The sequence below is a fragment of the Micromonospora sp. NPDC049645 genome, from assembly GCF_040675155.1.
In the GTDB taxonomy this organism is placed as follows: Bacteria; Actinomycetota; Actinomycetes; order Mycobacteriales; family Micromonosporaceae; genus Micromonospora.
This window is the reverse complement of record NZ_JBFAOI010000003.1, coordinates 356,274-374,088: the sequence shown is the minus strand read 5'-3', so window position 1 is coordinate 374,088 and position 17,815 is coordinate 356,274. Positions and strand designations below refer to the sequence as shown.

Sequence of the window (17,815 nt, the reverse complement as noted above, 5' to 3'; positions counted from 1 at the left end):
AGGAGCCTTGCCTCACCACCCATGATCGTGCTCGATCCAGGATGTAGGGGCCTCCCGCTGGTGGGTTACCACTGGATCCTGGTTGCAGCACGATCATGGCCACCGGCGCGGCGCGGCGGCTCGTGGACGGGACCGGCCCGGGTCAGGCCGGGCGGCGCATCTGTAGTTCGGTCAGGGCGGGGATGGTGGGGTGCGGGACCCGTACCCCGGTGTCCTCGAAGCCCAGACGCTGGTAGGCGCGGTAGGCGCGGTCGTTGCCGACCACCACCTCCAGCAGCAGATCCGGGCGGCCGCAGGACCGCGACCAGGCGGCCACCCCGTCGATCAGCTGGCCGAGCAGCCCGCTGCCCCGCCACGTCGGGGTGACGTACACGGCGTAGATCACGGTCAGCCCGGGTTCGTCCGGGGCGGCGGTGCCACCGGCGTGCCCGACCAGCCGGCCGCCCGGGTCGGCGACGAACTGCGCGTTGCTGGAACCGGCGGACGTGTACGCGACCCGGGCGGCGTACTCGTTGTGCGGTCGGGCTGCCGCGTCCGCCAGGGTTTCCAGGAAGGCCAACGGCGCGTCGGCGAGCATCTCCAGGCGCAGCGCCCGCATCCGGGCGGCGTCCTCTGGCCGGACCCGGCGGATCTCCGCGTGCCGCAGGGCGGTCGAGCCGGTGTCGGTGGTCATGCCCGCATGCCTACCACAGGGGGTGGACACCAATTCGAGAGCTGTGTCCGATCGCGGACGCCTCGGCGGCGAGGGTGCGGCGGCCCCTCGACTCGCACTCGTACTGGTGAGTGGGGCGGGGTCGAGAATCCGGTCGATCGGTGCGGTGGGGCAGCCCCGGAGTGTGTCCGATTTGTGGCCGTGCGCGGCTGTCACTGCTCGTGTAGCGTGCGATTTCGGTCACCTTTTTCAATGGCGGTCATCGATCGCTGAGTCGGTGGTCCGGGGCGCCCGGCCGCGCCGTGCGCCGGGTCAGGCAACACCGCGCAGAGTGAGGGAAGTGCACCGTGGCACAGGGCACCGTGAAGTGGTTCAACGCCGAAAAGGGCTACGGCTTCATCGCCGTCGACGGCGGTCAGGACGTGTTCGTCCACTTCTCCGCGATCGAGATGGACGGTTACAAGGCGCTGGACGACGGTCAGCGGGTCGAGTTCGAGATCGCCCAGGGCCAGAAGGGCCCACAGGCGGAGCACGTACGCGTCGTCGGCTGACATTCCTGGCCGATCGGCCCCCGCGAGTCGGGGCTGCGGCGAAGCGGTGCAGCCGGGAAGATCGTGAACCGTTCCAGCCGATGCCGAGGAGCGTTCATGACTGACCAGCCACCCCCGCCCACGCCGTCCTCCGGGCCGGGTGAACCGGGCCCGTCCGACCCTTCCTCGCCCGCCGGCGGATCCGGCCCCGCCGGCCCGCCACCCGGCTGGCAGCCCGCCGTGCCTCCGGCCGGCCCACCACCGGGCTGGGATCCCGCCCAGGGTGCCTGGGGTGCGACCCCGCCGCCGCAGGGATGGGCGTTCCCGCCCACCGGGGGCTACCCACCGGGCGCGGGGCCGTATGGCGGGCAGCCGTGGTATCCGGGGCCGTCGGCCGGCTGGTACCCGCCGGGTTACGGGTACGACCCGAACGACGCCCTGGTCACCCCGCCCGGCGCCGGCATCGGTGGCTGGTTCAACCGGTGTGGGGGAGCGCTGCGCCGGGGGTGGCGGCAGTTGGTGCCCATCATGCTGCTCACCCAGGTGCTGCCCGCGGCGGTGCTCTCGGTGATCTCCCTTGGCGTGGACCCGTCGGCCAACTGGGCTGCTCAGGCCGAGTCGAGCCCGACCGCCGCGCTGCCGGACAACTTCGCCGTCGAGCTGTTGAGCCTCGTGGTGGTGCTGGTCGGCGGCAGCCTGCTGGTCGGGTTGGTGCAGGCCGTCGGGTGGGCCGCCGGCACCTGGGTGATCACCCGGCAGGCGGCCGGTCAGCCCGCCAGCCTGGAGTCGGCGCTGCGCTACGGCCTGCGTCGGGCGCTCGGGCTGTGGGGTTGGACCCTGCTGATCAGCGTGCTCATCGGCGTCGGTTTCTGCTTCTGCGTGCTGCCCGGCATCTACCTGGCCTTCGCGCTGAGCATGGCCGGTCCGGTCTACCTCTTCGAACGCCACAACCCGATGGGTCGATCGTTCCGGATGTTCCACGACCGGCTCGGTCTGTTGCTCGGCCGGGTGGCCCTGGTGGTCCTCGCGGTGATCGTCGGCACGTTGATCCCCGGTGGTCTGGAGGGGGTGGGCACCTCCGCGCTCGGTACCGATCCGCTGGCGTCGCCGGGTACGGCGGTCGGGGCGGTGGTGGTGATCGGGATCACCGCCGTGCTGGCCCTGCCCGCCCATCTCGCCCAGATGGTCGGTCTGCTGGTGACGTACGCCGAGCAGCGCGCCCATGAGGCGCCGGTGAACAGCCCCGGACTGGCTGCGGAACTCGGCTGAGCGCCCCCATCGTGCTTGCACTCGGCAGGGGAGAGTGCTAAACAAGTCATTGGCACTCGCATACCGTGAGTGCCAATGGTCGGGACGGTGGGGCCAGGTTGCACCGGCGTGGAGACGTCGGGGCGGCACATGGCCGGTCGTCGCGGGCTATCCGGCCCGGCCGAAGGACGTCGTCGTCGCCAGGTGGCGACGTCCCAAGGTGCGTACACCAGGCGGCCCATCCGGGGCACACATCTCGGGTGGCCCGTGAGTGTCCAGGAGGACAACGCCGTATGGCCAAGATGATCGCTTTCGACGAAGAGGCGCGCCGCGGCCTCGAGCGGGGCATGAACCAGCTCGCCGACGCCGTAAAGGTGACCCTCGGCCCGAAGGGCCGCAACGTCGTGCTCGAGAAGAAGTGGGGTGCCCCCACCATCACCAACGATGGTGTGAGCATCGCCAAGGAGATCGAGCTCGAGGACCCGTACGAGAAGATCGGCGCTGAGCTGGTCAAGGAGGTCGCCAAGAAGACCGACGACGTCGCCGGTGACGGCACGACGACGGCGACCGTCCTGGCCCAGGCCCTGGTTCGCGAGGGCCTGCGCAACGTGGCCGCTGGCGCCAACCCGATGGCCCTGAAGCGGGGCATCGAGGCTGCGGTCGCGAGCGTCTCGGAGGAGCTGTCCAAGCTCGCCAAGGACGTCGAGACCAAGGAGCAGATCGCCTCCACCGCCTCCATCTCCGCTGGCGACAGCACCGTCGGCGAGATCATCGCCGAGGCGATGGACAAGGTCGGCAAGGAAGGCGTCATCACCGTCGAGGAGAGCAACACCTTCGGGCTGGAGCTGGAGCTCACCGAGGGTATGCGCTTCGACAAGGGCTACATCTCGGCCTACTTCATGACCGACCCGGAGCGTATGGAGGCCGTCTTCGACGACCCGTACATCCTGATCGCCAACAGCAAGATCTCGTCGGTGAAGGACCTGCTCCCGATCCTGGAGAAGGTCATGCAGTCGGGCAAGCCGCTGCTGATCATCGCCGAGGACCTGGAGGGCGAGGCCCTCGCCACCCTGGTGGTCAACAAGGTCCGTGGCACCTTCAAGTCGGTCGCCGTCAAGGCGCCGGGCTTCGGTGACCGCCGCAAGGCCATGCTGACCGACATCGCCATCCTCGCCGGTGGCCAGGTCATCAGCGAGGAGGTCGGCCTCAAGCTCGACGCCGCCAGCCTCGACATGCTGGGCCGCGCCCGCAAGGTCGTGGTGACCAAGGACGAGACCACCATCGTCGACGGTGCCGGTGACGCCGAGCAGATCCAGGGTCGGGTCAACCAGATCCGGGCCGAGATCGACAAGAGCGACTCCGACTACGACCGGGAGAAGCTGCAGGAGCGGCTGGCCAAGCTGGCCGGCGGCGTTGCGGTGATCAAGGTCGGCGCGGCCACCGAGGTCGAGCTCAAGGAGCGCAAGCACCGCATCGAGGACGCCGTTCGCAACGCGAAGGCCGCCGTCGAGGAGGGCATCGTCCCGGGTGGTGGCGTCGCGCTGGTGCAGGCCGGCAAGACCGCCTTCGACAAGCTCGACCTGGTCGGCGACGAGGCGACCGGTGCGAACATCGTCAAGGTCGCGCTGGACGCCCCGCTGCGGCAGATCGCCGTCAACGCCGGCCTCGAGGGCGGCGTCGTGGTGGAGAAGGTCCGTAACCTCGAAGCGGGTCACGGTCTCAACGCCGCCAACGGCGAGTACGTCGACCTGCTGGCCGCGGGCATCATCGACCCGGCCAAGGTGACGCGCTCGGCGCTGCAGAACGCCGCTTCCATCGCGGCGCTCTTCCTCACCACCGAGGCCGTTGTCGCGGACAAGCCGGAGAAGACCCCGGCTGCCCCGGCTGGCCCGGGTGGCGGGGACATGGACTTCTGAGTCCAGTTCCGACACCGGACGGGGCGGGCCGCTGACGCGGTCCGCCCCGTTCGTCGTCAGGTGGGCAGTGGGCGCTGGTTGCGCCGCTTCTGTGCCCGGTTGTACGGCGGAGGCAACTGGATCGGCGCGTCCACCATCTCCTGCGGCTCCTCGACCAGCGGCGGCTCACCGTCGGTGGTCATCTCGGCCAGTTGCTCGGCATCGCCGTAGTCGAGCCGGTCGAACGGCAGTTGGCCGGGGAGTTCACCTACCGGTTTCCAGGTGATCGGCGGGCCGTCCTCGGTCTGGTTGTCATCCGTGGTCATGGCTGCCTCCTCTACCGAAACGGTAGGGGGCGTCGATGGCCGATGCGGGCGAATGGATCTATGTCCCGTTTGCCCCGGTTATCCGGCCAGGGTCCGTCGGTACAGGAAGAAGACCCGTTCGACCCGTGCGCCCGCGCTGCCCGAATAGAACGGCACCGGCCCCACCCAGCCGATCTGCGCCCGGTCCAGCCCTGCCGCCCGCTGGTCACGTAGGCAGCGCCGCAACAGCACACCACCGATGCCGGACCCCTCGGCGGCCGGTGCGGTGCCCATCGGCCCGAACCAACTCGGCCGCGACGACCCGTACGCGGCGAAGCCGAGCACCTCGCCGTCGCGCTCCGCCAGGTGGCAACCGGCGTCGGGGCGACCCACCGACCCGGCCAGCTCGCCGTCCCAGGTGCCCCCGAAGGTGGACCGGGCGAACGCCGTCAGCGCCGGCAGGTCCGCCGGCTCCGCCCGGCGTACGGTGACGCCCTGATCGGCCAACCGCCGCTCGGTCGCCTCGGTGGACCGCAGTGCCGGCGACCCGTCGTACGACAGGTCGGCGGTCATGTTCCAGGCGGTCCGGTCCTGCTGGTAACCCAGCGCGAGGGCGGCGCAGACCGCCGGCGTGTAGCGGACGTCGATGCCCGGCCACGCGTAGTACGGCGGATTGCCGGCCAGCAGCACCTCGGTCGCCCCGCGCTCGGCGAGCACCCGTTCGGCCCGCCGGAGCAGCGCCCGGCCGACGCCCCGACGGCGCTGATCCGCACGGACCACGACCAGGTCCACATGCCCGATCCCCGGCTCGGTCGACGACACCGAGCAGATCAGCACCCCGACCAAGTCCCCGCCCCGGTACGCGCCCAGCCCGACCACCGGCCGGTCGGCGGCGGCCCGGGGCCAGAGCACGTCCACGATGGCGGCCGCCTCGGCGGCGTCCTCGGGCAGGTCGAGAGCCTGCTCGCAGAGCCGTACCACGGTGGGGGCCAGGTCGGCGGTCAGCTCGGTGACGGTGATCTCGGCGTCCATGGTCGCCGACCCTAGATCACCAGGTGCGGGGGCCGCACCCCCACCCGACGCCTCAGGAAGGAAAGCTTCCTATTGCTGGGCGGCGCGCACGGCGGCGTAGGCGTCGACCTGGCCGGCGCCGGTGACGTTCGACGGATCACCGCAGGCGTCGGAGGGGCTGTCGGAGCGATAGGTGGGCGTCGCCGCCGTGGCGGTGTCCCGCAGGATCTGCCGGGTCCGGGCCACGTCGCCGACCAGCGCTGGGTTCGCCGACCACATCAGCGCGACCACCCCGGCCACCTGCGGGGTCGCCATCGACGTGCCGTCCAGCGCGGCGTACGTGCCGCCCGGCATGGCCGACACCACGCCCACCCCCGGTGCCAGCACGTCCGGCTTGCCGCTGCCGCCCGGCACCGGCCCCCGCGAGGAGAACTCCGCGACCCGCCGCTGGGCGTCCACCGCGCCCACGGTCAGCACGTCCGCGTACGGGGCCGGCGGGTCGTCGATCGACCCGCACCACGGGCCGGTGTTGCCGGCCGCGGCGACCACGAAGATTCCGGCGGCGTCCAGTGCGGCGGTGGCCGGCAGCAGGACCCGACGGTCGCAGCCCTCGATGGGCGGGCAGCCCCACGAGTTGGTCAGCACCTGCGGGGCGCGCTCCGGCCGGCCGTCGGCGAACGGGTCGCCACCGGCCGGAAAGGGCGCCAGCATGAACTGGAGACAGTCCAGGTAGTGCCCGGGGCTGCCGAGGTTGCGGTCCAGGTTGACGCAGCCCACCCACTGCGCGTCCGGCGCCACCCCGATGCCGTCCCGCCCGACCGCGCTGCCCACCGTGTGAGTGCCGTGCCCGCCCTGGTCGGTGGGGCTCCGGGTGCCGTCCCACGGGTCGTACCAGGAGTCGTTCCCACCACGGAACCCGGCTCGCAGCGCCGGATGGGTGCCGTCCACCCCCGAATCGGAGCTGCCGACCACGACGCCCGTGCCGGTGACCCGCAGTTGGGACCACACCCGGTCGGCGCCGATCTGCCGGATGTTCCACTCCGGCCCGGTGGGTTTGGGCGCGCTGCCCCGACTCTGCCCGGCCGGAGCCGGCAGGGGGCGCAAACGCTGGCTGACCAGCACCCGGGCCACCTCCGGTCGGCGGGCGAGCCAGACCCGCACCGCCGGGCCGCCGTCCACCTCGACGGCGTTGACCAGGTAGTACGACACCGGGTCGAGGCGAAGTCGGTGCAGCCCTCGGAGCAGGTCGCCCTGGCTCTGCTCGGCGGTCGTCACGAGCCGCCGGTAGACCTCCGCCGCGCGGGCGTCCCGCCCGACTCGCCCCGTGCCGACCGGCAGACCGCTCAGGTCGGCCTGCGCGCGCAGCACCACGAAGAGCCGCTCGCCGTAGAGGCCCGGCTGGCCGGGGCCGAGGTCGACCACGCCGAACGCCACCACCAGCAGCACGGCCGCCACCGCGGCGGCCCGCCGGTTCGGGGCGCCCGCCGTCGGCCGGGCCAGCAGCACCGCGTACCCGACGGCGACCAGGACCGCGACGGCGAGCCCGGCGCCGGCGGCGGCCGCCACCCAGAACGGGACGTCCCGGGTGCCGACCAGCAGCAGGGTGATCTCTTCCGGGTCGGTGAAGGCCAGCGGGCCGAGTGCGGCCAGGCCCACGAGCCAGCCGGTTGCCGTGCGGCCGGCCCGGGTGGCCTCGGCGGGGTCGGCGGTGGACCGCCAGGCCGCGGCCCAGAGCGCGGCCAGGGCGAAGCCGACCGGCGGCAGGGTCAACAGCGCGGGCAACTGTGCGCCGGACTGGCCGGTCCCGGCCGCGAGCAGCAGCAGCCCGACCCCGGCGACCAGGCCGCCCACCAGTACCAGTCGCGTCGGCCGAGGCGGCCGTCCCACCGCGAACCGGGACCAGAAGGTCGCGTCCAGCAGGGTGCTGGCCAGCGCCCCGAGCGCGGTCGCCGCCAGCAGCGCGAGCACGGTCTCCAGCAGGCCGCCGAGCGCGCCCAGCCAGGCCCACGGCAGCAGCAGCGCCAACCCGGCGGCGACCGCGAGCAGCGGCACCGCGCCGGGTTGCCGCGACCCCCGCCGGCCGACCGGCTCCGACCCCTCGCCGGCCGTCGCAGCGGTGTCAGCGTCCAGGGCCGCGCCACCGGCGGCCTCGGCTCGGGTGGCGTCGGCGTTCGGCCCCGGGATGGCGGTGGCCTCGGCTCGGGTGGCGTCGGCGTCCAGGGCCGCGCCACCGGTGCCGTCGACGGACGTCGGCGCGGTGGCGTCGGGCGCGGTGGTGTCGGGCGCGGTGCCGACACGCGAACGAGTCGACCGTCGCATCGACCAGCGGGCGGCGATCGCGCTGAGCAGCGCCGCGCCGGCAAGCGCGGCGAGATACGCCTCGTGGTGCACCGGCGGCACGACCCGGAGCAGGGTGAGCAACCCGAGGGCCAGTGCCGCGACCAGCCAGGCCCGGCCGGTGGCCCGGACCGCGGCCGACCTGGGTAGCACGGCCAACAGCAGGGCGGGTGTGCCCACCAGCACGACGGTGGCCAGGCCGAGCAGCGGCCAGAGCCACCCGAGTCGGTCCCGTCCGAAGCCCAGCAGCACCTGATCGGTGAGCCAGCCACCGGTCTGGGTGCCCACGGTGACCGCGACCGTCCAGCAGCCGACCAGCACGGCCGCGACGACTGGCCACGGGGAATTGCGGGCGCTGACTCCGGGGTACCCAGGCTGACCTTGCATTCCGAGAACCTTACGACCACGGTGAACGGTTTCGGATCGACTGCCTCATCGACGGGCGGAACTCGAAACGTACGTCTGCCGGCCGTCGACCAGATCGAGCGGCTCGGGTCGGCGGCAGCGAGGCGTCATCGTCGACGAGGCGTGCAGGTCCCCGGGCGGGCGGCGAATGTCGGCACCGGGGCAGGGCGGCTACCGTGGATGGGTGCGCGACCCCAACGTTTCCCGATCCGTCGCCGGTCAGCTCTCACCGGTCCGCCGTGCGTCCGACCTGCGTCGACTGCGCGCCGAGCGCTTCGACGTGCTGGTCATCGGTGGCGGGGTGACCGGTGCCGGCGCGGCCCTGGACGCGGCGTCCCGGGGCCTGAAGGTGGCGCTGGTCGAGGCGCGTGACCTCGCCGCGGGCACCTCCAGCCGGTCCAGCAAGCTGATCCACGGTGGCCTGCGCTACCTGGAGCAGTTGGAGTTCCACCTGGTGCACGAGGCGCTCACCGAGCGCGGCCTGCTGGCCACCCGGCTCGCGCCGCACCTGGTCCGTCCGGTGCCGATCATGGTGCCGCTGCCGGCCGGGCGGGGCCTGCGGGACCTGCCCGCCCGGGTCTTCCGCCGCTCCTACTACGGCGCCGGGGTGGCCGCGTACGACGCCTTCGCCGGGGTCTTCGGCGGTGGCCGGGGCATGCCCCTGCACCGGCACCTGACCCGGGAGGGCGCCCGGCGGATCTTCCCGAGTCTGCGGGCCGACGCGCTCGCCGGGGCGATCCGCTACTACGACGGGCAGGTCGACGACGCCCGGCTGGTGGTCACCCTGGCCCGCACCGCCGCCAGCCTCGGCGCCACGGTGGTGAGCAGTGCCCGCGCCGTCGGGTTGATCCGGCAGGCGCGTGAGGTGACCGGGGTGCGCGTACGGGATCTGGAGGCGCCGCCGGGCTCGCCGGACGCGGAGTTCGAGGTGCAGGCTCGTACCGTCATCGCCGCCACCGGGGTGTGGAGCGACGACATGTCCCGAATGCTCAACGACGTGGGCCTACGGCCGGGTGTTCGGGTGCGCGCCTCCAAGGGGGTGCACCTGGTGGTGCCCCGCTCGGCGATCACCGGCGAGACCGGGCTCATCCTGCGTACGGCGAGTTCGGTGCTCTTCGTCATTCCGTGGGGCGGGCACTGGATCATCGGCACGACGGACACCGACTGGCGACTGGACCGGTCCCACCCGGCCGCCTCGGCCCGCGACATCGACTACCTGCTCCAGCAGGTCAACACCGTGCTGGACCGGCCGCTGACCACCGCCGACATTGAGGGGGTGTACGCCGGGCTGCGACCGCTGCTGGCCGGGGAGGCCGACTCGACCTCGAAGCTCTCCCGTGAGCACGCCGTCTTCGAGCCGATGCTCGGGCTGCTGCTGGTGGCCGGTGGCAAGTACACGACGTACCGGGTGATGGCGTCCGACGTGGTCGACCGGGCCGCCCGCCGGCTCGGCGGCGCCCGCTCGTCGCGTACCGCCGACCTGCCGCTGCTCGGCGCGGACGGGTACCCGGCGATGTGGCGGGACCGGGCCGACCTGGCGCGCCGGCACGGCGTGCCGGTGGGCGTGGTGGAGCACCTGTTGGAGCGGTACGGCACCCTCACCCTGGATCTGCTGGCGCTGGTCGACGCCGATCCGCTGCTGGCGTCCCCGCTGGCCGGTGCTCCTGAGTATCTGGCGGCGGAGGTCGCCTACGCGGCGCGGGCCGAGGGTGCGTTGCACCTGGAGGACGTGCTGACCCGGCGGACCCGGATCTCGTTCGAGACCAGCCACCGGGGGCTGGAGTCGGCGGAGCACACCGCCGAGTTGATGGGCGCGGTGCTCGGTTGGGACGCGGCCACCCGGGCACGCGAGGTCGAGCACTACCGCGCCCGGGTGGAGGCGGAGCGGCAGTCCCAGTTGATGCCGGACGACGCGGCGGCGGACGCGGCCCGGCTCGGCGCTCCGGACGTCCGGGGTTACGCGGCCGACCGGGGTGGCGACGACGATCAGGCGGAGCTGCGCCCGTCCGCTCGATGACGAATTGCGACGTTACCAATGGGTAACCATCGATACCGACCCGGATGGTGGTTTCGGACGCTACCTACGGTGGGGTAGGTTTCCGCGCGTGCTACCCCGCGCGCACCCTCGTCTACTCGTACCCCTCCTCGCCCTTGCGCTCGTCGGTGCTCTGACCGGGTGTTCACTCTTCGACCGGGACAAGCCGGGCACGCCCCAGGCACAACCGTCCGGCGGCGCGGTGGGCGGCCAACCGCAGCTGGAGATTCCCGCCACGGTCGCCGCCGGCCAGGTCAGCCTCATCCAACGGCTCGGCGAAGACGGCCCACTGCGCACCCTGAGCGTCGAGCGCAACGGTGCGTGGCAGTGCAACGACTGCGCCGGCGACGGGGTCACCTCCCGAGGCACCCTCGCACCGGAGCTGACCGAACGGCTCCAGGTGCTGCTCGCCAACCCGGCGCTCGCCGACGAGACCGATCAGGCCCGGCGGTACCGGACCACCTGCATCGACGCGCTCACGTCCAGTCTCATCACCTCGACCGGGCTGATCACCTCGCAGGACTGCCCCGGCGAGGAGCGCACGCCGGTGGCCGGTGAGATCCTGTTGCTGCTCACCCAGGCGACCCCCGCCGAGGTCCAGGGCTGACCGCAGCCGGTCAGAGCACCTTGCCCGGGTTGAGCAGGCCGGCCGGGTCGAGCGCGGACTTGATCGCCTGGTGCACCCGGACCCCGACCGGCCCGATCTCCCGGGCCAACCAGTCCCGCTTCAGCAGCCCCACCCCGTGTTCGCCGGTGCACGTGCCGCCCAGGTCCAGGCCGAGCCGCATGATCTCGTCGAACGCGCGCCGGCCCCGCCGTACGCTCGCCGGGTCGGCCCGGTCGACCACGATGTTCGGGTGCATGTTGCCGTCCCCGGCGTGCCCCACCACCCCGATCGGCACCTCGCACTCGACCGCGATCCGGGCGACCCCGTCCAGTAGCGCGGCGAGCGCGCCGCGCGGTACCGCGACGTCGTCGATCACCAGACCGCCGTTGCCGCCCGGATAGGTGTCGGCCGCGAACCTCTCCATCGCCGGGTGGGCCAACCGGCGGGCCTGGAGAAGCGCCGCCGCCTCCACCGCGTCGGTGGCCGCGTAGACCTCGTCGGCGCCCACCGCCGTGCACACCTCGGCCAGCGCGGCCAGGTCGTCCGCCGCCCGGGGGCCGGTGTCGGCGGCGGCCAGCAGCAGGGCCTGCGCGTCGGTCCGCAACCCCATCGGTTGGTACGCCTCGATCGCCCGCAGGTGGGTCTGGTCCAGCAACTCCAGCAGGCTGGGGGTGAGCCCGCGAGCCGCGATCTCGGCCACCGCCGCGCCGGCCGTGGCGGTGGACCCGAAGACCGCCACCAGGGTCAGTGAGTCGGCCGGGGCGGGGCGCAGCGCCACGGTCACCTCGGTGATCACCCCGAGGGTGCCCTCCGAACCGACGAACAACCGGGTCAGGTCGTAGCCGGCCACCCCCTTGGCCGTACGCCGCCCGGTGCGCAGCACCTCGCCGGAGGCGAGCACCACCTCCAGGCCCAGCACGTACTCGGTGGTCACGCCGTACTTCACACAGCACATGCCGCCGGCGTTGGTGGCCACGTTGCCGCCGATCGTGGACGACTCCCAGGAGCCGGGGTCCGGCGGGTACCAGAGGCCCTGCTTGGCCACCGCTGCGGCCAGCGCCGCGTTGACCACCCCCGGTTGGACCACCGCGATCCGGCTCACCGGGTCGATCTCCCGGATCTCGTTCATCGCGACGGTGCTGAGCACCACCGCGCCGTCCACCGCGTTGGCCGCGCCGGCCAGCCCGGTCCGCGCGCCCTGCGGCACCACCGGTACGCCGTGCCGTGCCGCGGCCTGGACCACGGCGACCACCTGCTCGGTGTTGCGCGGGCGGGTCACCACCAGCGGAACGCCGGCGGCGCACAGGTCGGCTTCGTCCCGCTGGTGCACGCGCAGCAGGTCCGGGTCGGTGAGCACGGCGTCGTCACCGAGCGCGGCGCGCAGGTCGTCGAGGAGCGCGGTGGGGGCCATGCAGCCGAGGCTAGGTCGCGGACCGGCGATCATCAACATGATCGACTGCGCGGGATAACTTGGGCACCATGCTCTACCTGGACCGGCCGGCCTGGCCGTGGCGTGGTCGGCTCTGGTCACACCTGATCAGCGACGTGTCGTACGCCGAGCTGCACGCCTTCGCCGAGGCACTCGGCGCGCCCCGGCGCGGCTTCGACCGGGACCACTACGACATCCCGGCCGACCGGTTCGCGGCGGCGGTGTGGCTCGGTGCCCAGGTGGTGCCGAGTCGGGAGCTGGTCCGCTTGCTCCGCGCCGCCGGCCTGCGACGCCCGAAGCACCTGGTCAGCCCGCGTCCTGCGGCCCCTCGGTGAGCGTGGCCAGCTCGCGGCGCACGTTGTCCCGGGCGGGTTCCTCCCACCGGCTCGCCAGCGGGGGTGACCGGAACAGCGCCGGCAGCGCCAGCAGGCCGGTCAACACCGCGGCCCGCCCGGCCCGGAAGGCCGGCTCCGGCACGTGGGCGTACTCCCGGCGGATCGCCGCCGCGTAACGCTGGTAGGCGGCGGTCGGCGCGGCCAGCACGGCCAGATCCGCGTCACAGAGCAGGGCGCCGTCCCGGTCGCCCGGGGTCACGGCGTGCCCGGCGGTGAGCAGCACCAGCCGGTGCGTCTCGGCCACCGTGGGCGCCGGCACCCCGAGCCCGGTGAGCACACGCTCGGCCAGCGCGGCGCTGTCCCGCTCGTTGGCGTCGCCGGCGGCCCGAGGGTCGTAGACCGCGTCGTGGAACCAGGCCGCCAGCCGGACCACGTCGGCCCGACCGGCCAGGTCGGCGTGCTGGTCCACCACGTCGAGCACCGCCGTCAGGTGGGCCACCGTGTGATAGTGCCGGTGCGGCTCCCGCCACCGGGCGAGCAACTGCTCCCCGGCCCGGGTCGTGTGCGGTTCGGGCCCCGCGCCGGCACCCCGGGCCGCGGCCCGCCACCGGTCCAGCAGATCAACCACGGCCCGAGTCTGCCCCATCCGCCCGTGACGCGCGGGGAGGGAGGATTCAGCGGGTCCACCACGGGTAGTCGCGCCCATGGCCGTGGCCCGGGACAAACGATCTCCATTGGTGCGACGTGCCCGGCTTCGCGACGGGCTGGTGGACGTCGACGGCGCACGGATCGCCGAGGCCACCGAAGAGCTGCGCCACCGCGGCCGGGCCACCCTGCACGACCGGCTGCACCGGGTACGCATGGCCGGCGGACTCGCCGTGCAGGCCGGGCTGGCCGCCGGACTGGCGTACCTGATCTCGCACAAGGTGCTGGGCAACCCGCAACCGGTCTTCGCGCCGATCTCCGCGGTCGGCACCCTGGCCGCGTCGGTCGGCCAGCGGTTCCGCCGAACCGTCGAGTTGATCGCCGGGGTGGGCATCGGGGTGGCCATCGGCGACCTCCTGATCTACCTGCTCGGCACCGGAGCGTGGCAGCTCGGCCTGGTGGTCACCGTGGCGATCCTGCTCACGATCTTCGCCGGAGCGAGCGTGGCGATCGTCATCCAGGCGGCGGCCACGGCGGTGCTGATCGTCACGCTGAGCCCCTCCACCCAGAACCTGGAGATCCCACGCTTCGTCGACGCGTTCCTCGGAGGGGGGATCGCGTTGCTGGTCACGGCGGTGTTGCTGCCACTGAACCCGCTGCGTGTGATCAATCGGGCGGCCCGACCGGCGCTGGACCTGCTCGCCACTCAGCTCGACATCACCGCCGACGGGCTGCGCGGCCGAGATCGAGCCAGCATCCAGAGGGCACTGGATCGGCTGCGCAACAACAAGGAGGAACTCGCCACGTTGGGTGAGGCGATCCAGGGCGCGAAGGAGACCGCCACCCTCTCCCCGGCGCGCTGGCACCGGCGCGACGAGCTGACCCACTACGCGGAGGCTGCCGACCCGATCGACCGGGCGATGCGCAACAGCGGCACGTTGATCCGTCGGTCCGTCACGCTGATCGAGGACGAGGAACCGGTGCCCGATCCGATGCCGGACGCGATCGGTCACCTCGCCGAGTCGGTCCGGCTGCTCAAACACGAGTTCGCCGCCGGCGAGCAGCCGGACAAGGCCCGGGAGCGGTCGCTGCGGGCGGTCAGCGAGGCCGGCCGGGCGTACGGCGAGGGGGTCGGCTTCTCCGGCAGTGTGGTGATCGCCCAGATCCGGACCACGGCCAGCGATCTGCTGGTCGCCTCCGGGATCGAGCAGGAGGAGGCGAACCGGTGGATCCGCACCGCCTTCGGGGAGCAGGAACGACCGGTCGGTGAGGCCGCCGAGCCCGCCGAGCGGCCGAAGCCACCCACCGCCCCGCCGATCGGTTGAGCGCGAGCCCCCGCGGGTCGGTTGAGCGCGAGGCCCCCCGCGGGTCGGTTGAGCGCGAGGCCCTCGCCGGCCGGGCCTCAGCCCAGCTCGGCCAGCGCCGCGATCAGCCGGTCCACCTGGGCGGCCGTGCTGCCCAGACCGATGCTGGCACGCAACGCGGTGGGCGGCAGGTCCCGCCGGCCGGTACGCCCCGCCGCCTCGCCAAGCAACCGCCGGGCCAGCGGATGGGCGCAGAACAAACCGTCCCGTACGCCGATTCGGTGCTCCCTGGCCAGCCGCGCGGCCACCTCGGCGGAATCCCAGCCGGCGACCACGAACGAGACGATGCCGACCCGGGGCGCGTCCGGGCCGAAGGTGCGCAGCTCCACCACGTGCGGCAGGGCGGCGATGCCGGTCCGCAGCCGGGCCAGCAGGGCCTGCTCGCGGGCGGCAAGCGCGACCCGGTCCGCGTCGTCGAGCGCCGCACACACCGCCGCCAGCGCGACCGCGCCGAGCAGGTTCGGGGTGCCGCCCTCGTGTCGTGCCGGCCCGGTCGCCCAGGTCACGTCATGGGTGGCCGGCCCGACGTGGCTGGTGGCCCCACCGCCGGCCAGGTAGGGCGGGGCGGCGTCCAGCCAGTCCGCCCGGCCGATCAGCACCCCCGCGCCGAACGGCGCGTACAGCTTGTGACCGGACACGACCAGGTAGTCGACGTCGAGCGCGAGCAGGTCGACCGGGGCGTGCGGGGCGAGTTGCGCGGCGTCGAGCACGATCCGGGCACCGTGCCGGTGGGCCACCCGGGCCAGCTCGGCGACCGGCCACCGTTCACCGGTCACGTTGCTGGCACCGGTCACCGCGACCAGCACCGGCAGCGCCGGGTTGCTGCCCCGGCGCAGCTCGGTGAGGGCGGCGGCGAGGTCGCGTACCGCCCCGTCGGGCTCGGAGGGCACCGGCAGTCGTACCGAGCCGCGCGGCCAGGGCAGCAGGTTGGCGTGGTGCTCCCCGGCGAACGTGACCACCGTCGTGCCGGCCGGCACGGCCCGGGCCAACAGGTTGAGCGCGTCCGTGGTGTTACGGGTGAAGATCACGTGATCGTCGGCGCGCGCGCCGAAGAAGTCACCGATCGTCTGCCGGGACTGCTCGTACGCCAGGGTGCAGCGCCGCGACAGCGCTCCCGCGCCGCGATGCACGCTCGCGTACCAGGGCAGCAGCTCGGCCACCGCGTCGGCGGCGGCCCGCGCGCACGGCGCGGTGGCCGCGTAGTCCAGGTTGATCTCACCGGGCACGCCGAGGACGTCGAGCGGCGCGGACGGCGCGGCGGGAAGGGTGGGCAGCGAGGGGACGCAGGTGACGGACATGCCGGAACCTCCGGGGTCAGGGACCCCGGGTGCGGCATCGGGACGGGGTCCGCGCTTGCCCAGCACACCGATCGGGCTGGGCCCGGTCATCACCCGGGGCACCCCACCGCGAACTCGACGAGGGTTGCCGGCCAGCAAGCCGGGGCTTGACGCTGGCGCTCGTGACCTGCCGGCAGCATAGCGGCTACCGATGCGACCGAACCAGCCGGCAGTGGATGGCTACGCTGACCGCATGGCCGACACCCCGCCCGGTTCACCGCTGCCGCCGTCGCCCGCGTCCGCCCCGCCCACGGCCCCGTCCGCGCCCACCGCCCCGGCCGGTGCCGAAGCCCCCCGGATGCCGCTGCGCCGACTGGGCTGGCGGCGGTTCCTGGTGCTGGCCGGGGTGGTGCTGTTGATCGCGGCGTGCGCGGTGTTCATGGTCTTCACGCTCGGCCAGTCACTCGGGGCGCAGGCCCTGCTGATCGGCGTGGTCGCCGCCATCCTGCCGGTGCCGGTGCTGGTCGCCTGCTTCCTCTGGCTGGACCGGTACGAACCGGAGCCGCTGAAGTATCTGATCTTCTGTTTCGCCTGGGGTGCGTTCGTCTCCACCGCCGCCTCGCTCACGGTGAACGACTTCGCCGCCAACCGTTTCGCCGACTGGGGTCTGCCGTCCGCGCTCACCGGTGTGCTGGTGGCGCCGTTCATCGAAGAGCTGACCAAGGCGCTGGGCCCGATCCTGCTGCTGGTGTTCCGCCGCCGGGAGTGGTCCGGGATCACCGACGGCCTGGTCTACTGCGGGCTCTCCGCGGTCGGCTTCGCGATGGTGGAGAACATCCTCTACCTGGGCGGGTTGGGCTACGCGTCCGGCGCCGACCGGTACGGCCCGGCCACCGGCATCCAGCAGGTCATCGCGATCTTCATTTTGCGGATCCTGCTGTTCGGGTTCGCCCATCCGCTCTTCACCTCGATGACGGGTGTGGGGCTGGGTATCGCCTCCCGCACGGCCGACCGGCGCATCCGGGTGCTCGCCCCGATCGCCGGTCTGCTGTTGGCGATGATGCTGCACGGCACCTGGAACCTGCTGCCCACGCTGACCCAGGCCACCGGCGAGGCCGTGATCATGCTGTACGGCTTCCTGGGCCTGATGGTGCCGGTCTTCTTCGGCACGGTGGGGCTGGCGCTGTGGCTGCGTGCCTGGGAGGGGCGGCTCACCGAGCGTGCGCTACCCGACTACGTACGCGCCGGCTGGCTCAGCCCACCCGAGGTGGCCGCGTTGAGCAGCCTCGGCCGACGGCACGCTGCCCGCAGTTGGGCGCGGCGGGTGGCCGGCGACGCCGGGGTGCGGGCGATGCGCGGCTACCAGTCCGCCGCGACCCGACTGGCCCTGCTGCGCGACGGGACGCTGCGCGGGCTGGACCGCAAGCCCGCCGACCAGGAGCGGACCGCCCGCGAGGAGCGGGAACTGCTGGACGCGATCAGCTCGTACCGGTCGTTCTTCGTCGGTCGGGACCCGCAGGCCCCGGTGGGCGTCTGGGACGGCAGCCGCTACCACCTGCGCTTCCCGGACGGTACGCAGCGGTCGGTGGACGCGCCGGACGAGCCGGTGGTGCCGATTCCGGTGGTGCTGGCGCCCGCCCCGGCCCCGCCCGGGTACGCCCCGCCCGGTTGGCCCGGCCCACGACCGGCGTCGCCCTGGCCGCCGGCGCACCCCTGAGGCGGGCGGTCGCCGGCTGACCG

General features: G+C 73.2%; 15 protein-coding genes and 1 riboswitch. Of the genes, 8 read left to right on the top strand and 7 right to left on the bottom strand.

Going from position 1 to position 17,815, the window contains the following annotated elements:
• Positions 1-142: 142 nt before the first annotated feature.
• On the bottom strand, positions 143-673 hold the full coding sequence (locus AB0J33_RS10295; RefSeq protein ID WP_363611928.1) for a GNAT family N-acetyltransferase: 531 nt from the start codon (positions 671-673) through the stop codon (positions 143-145).
• Positions 674-999: 326 nt separating this feature from the next.
• Between AB0J33_RS10295 and AB0J33_RS10290 the strand changes: the two genes are divergently transcribed.
• From AB0J33_RS10290 to groL, 3 genes are all read left to right on the top strand, one after another.
• Entirely contained in the window at positions 1,000-1,203 is a 204-nt protein-coding gene (locus AB0J33_RS10290) for a cold-shock protein (protein ID WP_363611926.1), read from the top strand.
• 96 nt (positions 1,204-1,299) lie between these two features.
• Positions 1,300-2,451: a hypothetical protein gene (locus AB0J33_RS10285; RefSeq protein ID WP_363611924.1), complete on the top strand. Its 1,152-nt coding sequence runs from the start codon at positions 1,300-1,302 to the stop codon at positions 2,449-2,451.
• 272 nt (positions 2,452-2,723) lie between these two features.
• A complete protein-coding gene (gene groL, locus AB0J33_RS10280; protein ID WP_030490078.1) occupies positions 2,724-4,346 on the top strand; it encodes a chaperonin GroEL in 1,623 nt (540 codons plus the stop codon).
• Between the two features lie 56 nt (positions 4,347-4,402).
• On the opposite strand, the gene AB0J33_RS10275 is transcribed toward groL, so the two are convergent.
• From AB0J33_RS10275 to AB0J33_RS10265, 3 genes are all read right to left on the bottom strand, one after another.
• Positions 4,403-4,651, bottom strand: coding sequence for a hypothetical protein (locus AB0J33_RS10275; RefSeq protein WP_363611922.1), 249 nt, complete (start codon positions 4,649-4,651; stop codon positions 4,403-4,405).
• Positions 4,652-4,729: 78 nt separating this feature from the next.
• The gene (locus AB0J33_RS10270) at positions 4,730-5,662 is read right to left on the bottom strand and encodes a GNAT family N-acetyltransferase (protein WP_363611920.1); all 933 of its coding nucleotides are present in this window, start codon (positions 5,660-5,662) and stop codon (positions 4,730-4,732) included.
• 69 nt (positions 5,663-5,731) lie between these two features.
• Positions 5,732-8,365 carry a S8 family serine peptidase gene (locus AB0J33_RS10265; RefSeq protein ID WP_363611918.1) on the bottom strand — a complete coding sequence of 878 codons (2,634 nt, stop codon included), beginning with the start codon at positions 8,363-8,365 and terminating at the stop codon, positions 5,732-5,734.
• Between the two features lie 166 nt (positions 8,366-8,531).
• On the opposite strand from AB0J33_RS10265, the gene AB0J33_RS10260 reads away from it, so the two are divergent.
• Together AB0J33_RS10260 and AB0J33_RS10255 are read left to right on the top strand one after the other, a co-directional pair.
• Complete coding sequence (locus AB0J33_RS10260; RefSeq protein ID WP_363611916.1) at positions 8,532-10,400, top strand: glycerol-3-phosphate dehydrogenase/oxidase; 1,869 nt, start codon at positions 8,532-8,534, stop codon at positions 10,398-10,400.
• Between the two features lie 88 nt (positions 10,401-10,488).
• A complete protein-coding gene (locus tag AB0J33_RS10255) occupies positions 10,489-11,025 on the top strand; it encodes a hypothetical protein (RefSeq protein ID WP_363611914.1) in 537 nt (178 codons plus the stop codon).
• Positions 11,026-11,035: 10 nt separating this feature from the next.
• On the opposite strand, the gene AB0J33_RS10250 is transcribed toward AB0J33_RS10255, so the two are convergent.
• Entirely contained in the window at positions 11,036-12,436 is a 1,401-nt protein-coding gene (locus AB0J33_RS10250; RefSeq protein WP_363611912.1) for an FAD-linked oxidase C-terminal domain-containing protein, read from the bottom strand.
• A 68-nt stretch (positions 12,437-12,504) separates the two neighbouring features.
• Between AB0J33_RS10250 and AB0J33_RS10245 the strand changes: the two genes are divergently transcribed.
• On the top strand, positions 12,505-12,789 hold the full coding sequence (locus AB0J33_RS10245; RefSeq protein WP_363611910.1) for a DUF4031 domain-containing protein: 285 nt from the start codon (positions 12,505-12,507) through the stop codon (positions 12,787-12,789).
• Here AB0J33_RS10245 and AB0J33_RS10240 read toward each other — a convergent pair.
• Complete coding sequence (locus tag AB0J33_RS10240) at positions 12,761-13,417, bottom strand: metal-dependent phosphohydrolase (protein ID WP_363611908.1); 657 nt, start codon at positions 13,415-13,417, stop codon at positions 12,761-12,763. The two genes, AB0J33_RS10245 and AB0J33_RS10240, sit on opposite strands and share 29 nt — an antisense overlap.
• 139 nt (positions 13,418-13,556) lie before the next feature.
• Here AB0J33_RS10240 and AB0J33_RS10235 point away from each other — a divergent pair, with 139 nt between their 5' ends.
• Positions 13,557-14,759: an FUSC family protein gene (locus AB0J33_RS10235; protein ID WP_363612380.1), complete on the top strand. Its 1,203-nt coding sequence runs from the start codon at positions 13,557-13,559 to the stop codon at positions 14,757-14,759.
• A gap of 77 nt (positions 14,760-14,836) precedes the next feature.
• Here the strand turns inward: AB0J33_RS10235 and AB0J33_RS10230 are convergent, their stop codons facing one another.
• Positions 14,837-16,096: an aminotransferase class V-fold PLP-dependent enzyme gene (locus AB0J33_RS10230; protein WP_363611906.1), complete on the bottom strand. Its 1,260-nt coding sequence runs from the start codon at positions 16,094-16,096 to the stop codon at positions 14,837-14,839.
• Positions 16,097-16,142: 46 nt separating this feature from the next.
• Positions 16,143-16,263: riboswitch (SAM riboswitch) on the bottom strand.
• Between the two features lie 23 nt (positions 16,264-16,286).
• On the opposite strand from AB0J33_RS10230, the gene AB0J33_RS10225 reads away from it, so the two are divergent.
• Positions 16,287-17,792, top strand: coding sequence for a PrsW family intramembrane metalloprotease (locus AB0J33_RS10225; protein WP_363611904.1), 1,506 nt, complete (start codon positions 16,287-16,289; stop codon positions 17,790-17,792).
• Positions 17,793-17,815: the final 23 nt, after the last annotated feature.

Excerpts from the sequence above, each read along its gene's own strand:
- AB0J33_RS10295 (WP_363611928.1), bottom strand. The coding sequence starts at position 673 with ATGACCACCGACACCGGCTCGACCGCCCTGCGGCACGCGGAGATCCGC.
- AB0J33_RS10285 (WP_363611924.1), top strand. The coding sequence starts at position 1,300 with ATGACTGACCAGCCACCCCCGCCCACGCCGTCCTCCGGGCCGGGTGAA.
- groL (WP_030490078.1), top strand. The coding sequence starts at position 2,724 with ATGGCCAAGATGATCGCTTTCGACGAAGAGGCGCGCCGCGGCCTCGAG.
- AB0J33_RS10275 (WP_363611922.1), bottom strand. The coding sequence starts at position 4,651 with ATGACCACGGATGACAACCAGACCGAGGACGGCCCGCCGATCACCTGG.
- AB0J33_RS10270 (WP_363611920.1), bottom strand. The coding sequence starts at position 5,662 with ATGGACGCCGAGATCACCGTCACCGAGCTGACCGCCGACCTGGCCCCC.
- AB0J33_RS10265 (WP_363611918.1), bottom strand. The coding sequence starts at position 8,365 with ATGCAAGGTCAGCCTGGGTACCCCGGAGTCAGCGCCCGCAATTCCCCG.
- AB0J33_RS10260 (WP_363611916.1), top strand. The coding sequence starts at position 8,532 with ATGTCGGCACCGGGGCAGGGCGGCTACCGTGGATGGGTGCGCGACCCC.
- AB0J33_RS10250 (WP_363611912.1), bottom strand. The coding sequence starts at position 12,436 with ATGGCCCCCACCGCGCTCCTCGACGACCTGCGCGCCGCGCTCGGTGAC.
- AB0J33_RS10245 (WP_363611910.1), top strand. The coding sequence starts at position 12,505 with ATGCTCTACCTGGACCGGCCGGCCTGGCCGTGGCGTGGTCGGCTCTGG.
- AB0J33_RS10230 (WP_363611906.1), bottom strand. The coding sequence starts at position 16,096 with ATGTCCGTCACCTGCGTCCCCTCGCTGCCCACCCTTCCCGCCGCGCCG.
- AB0J33_RS10225 (WP_363611904.1), top strand. The coding sequence starts at position 16,287 with ATGCGACCGAACCAGCCGGCAGTGGATGGCTACGCTGACCGCATGGCC.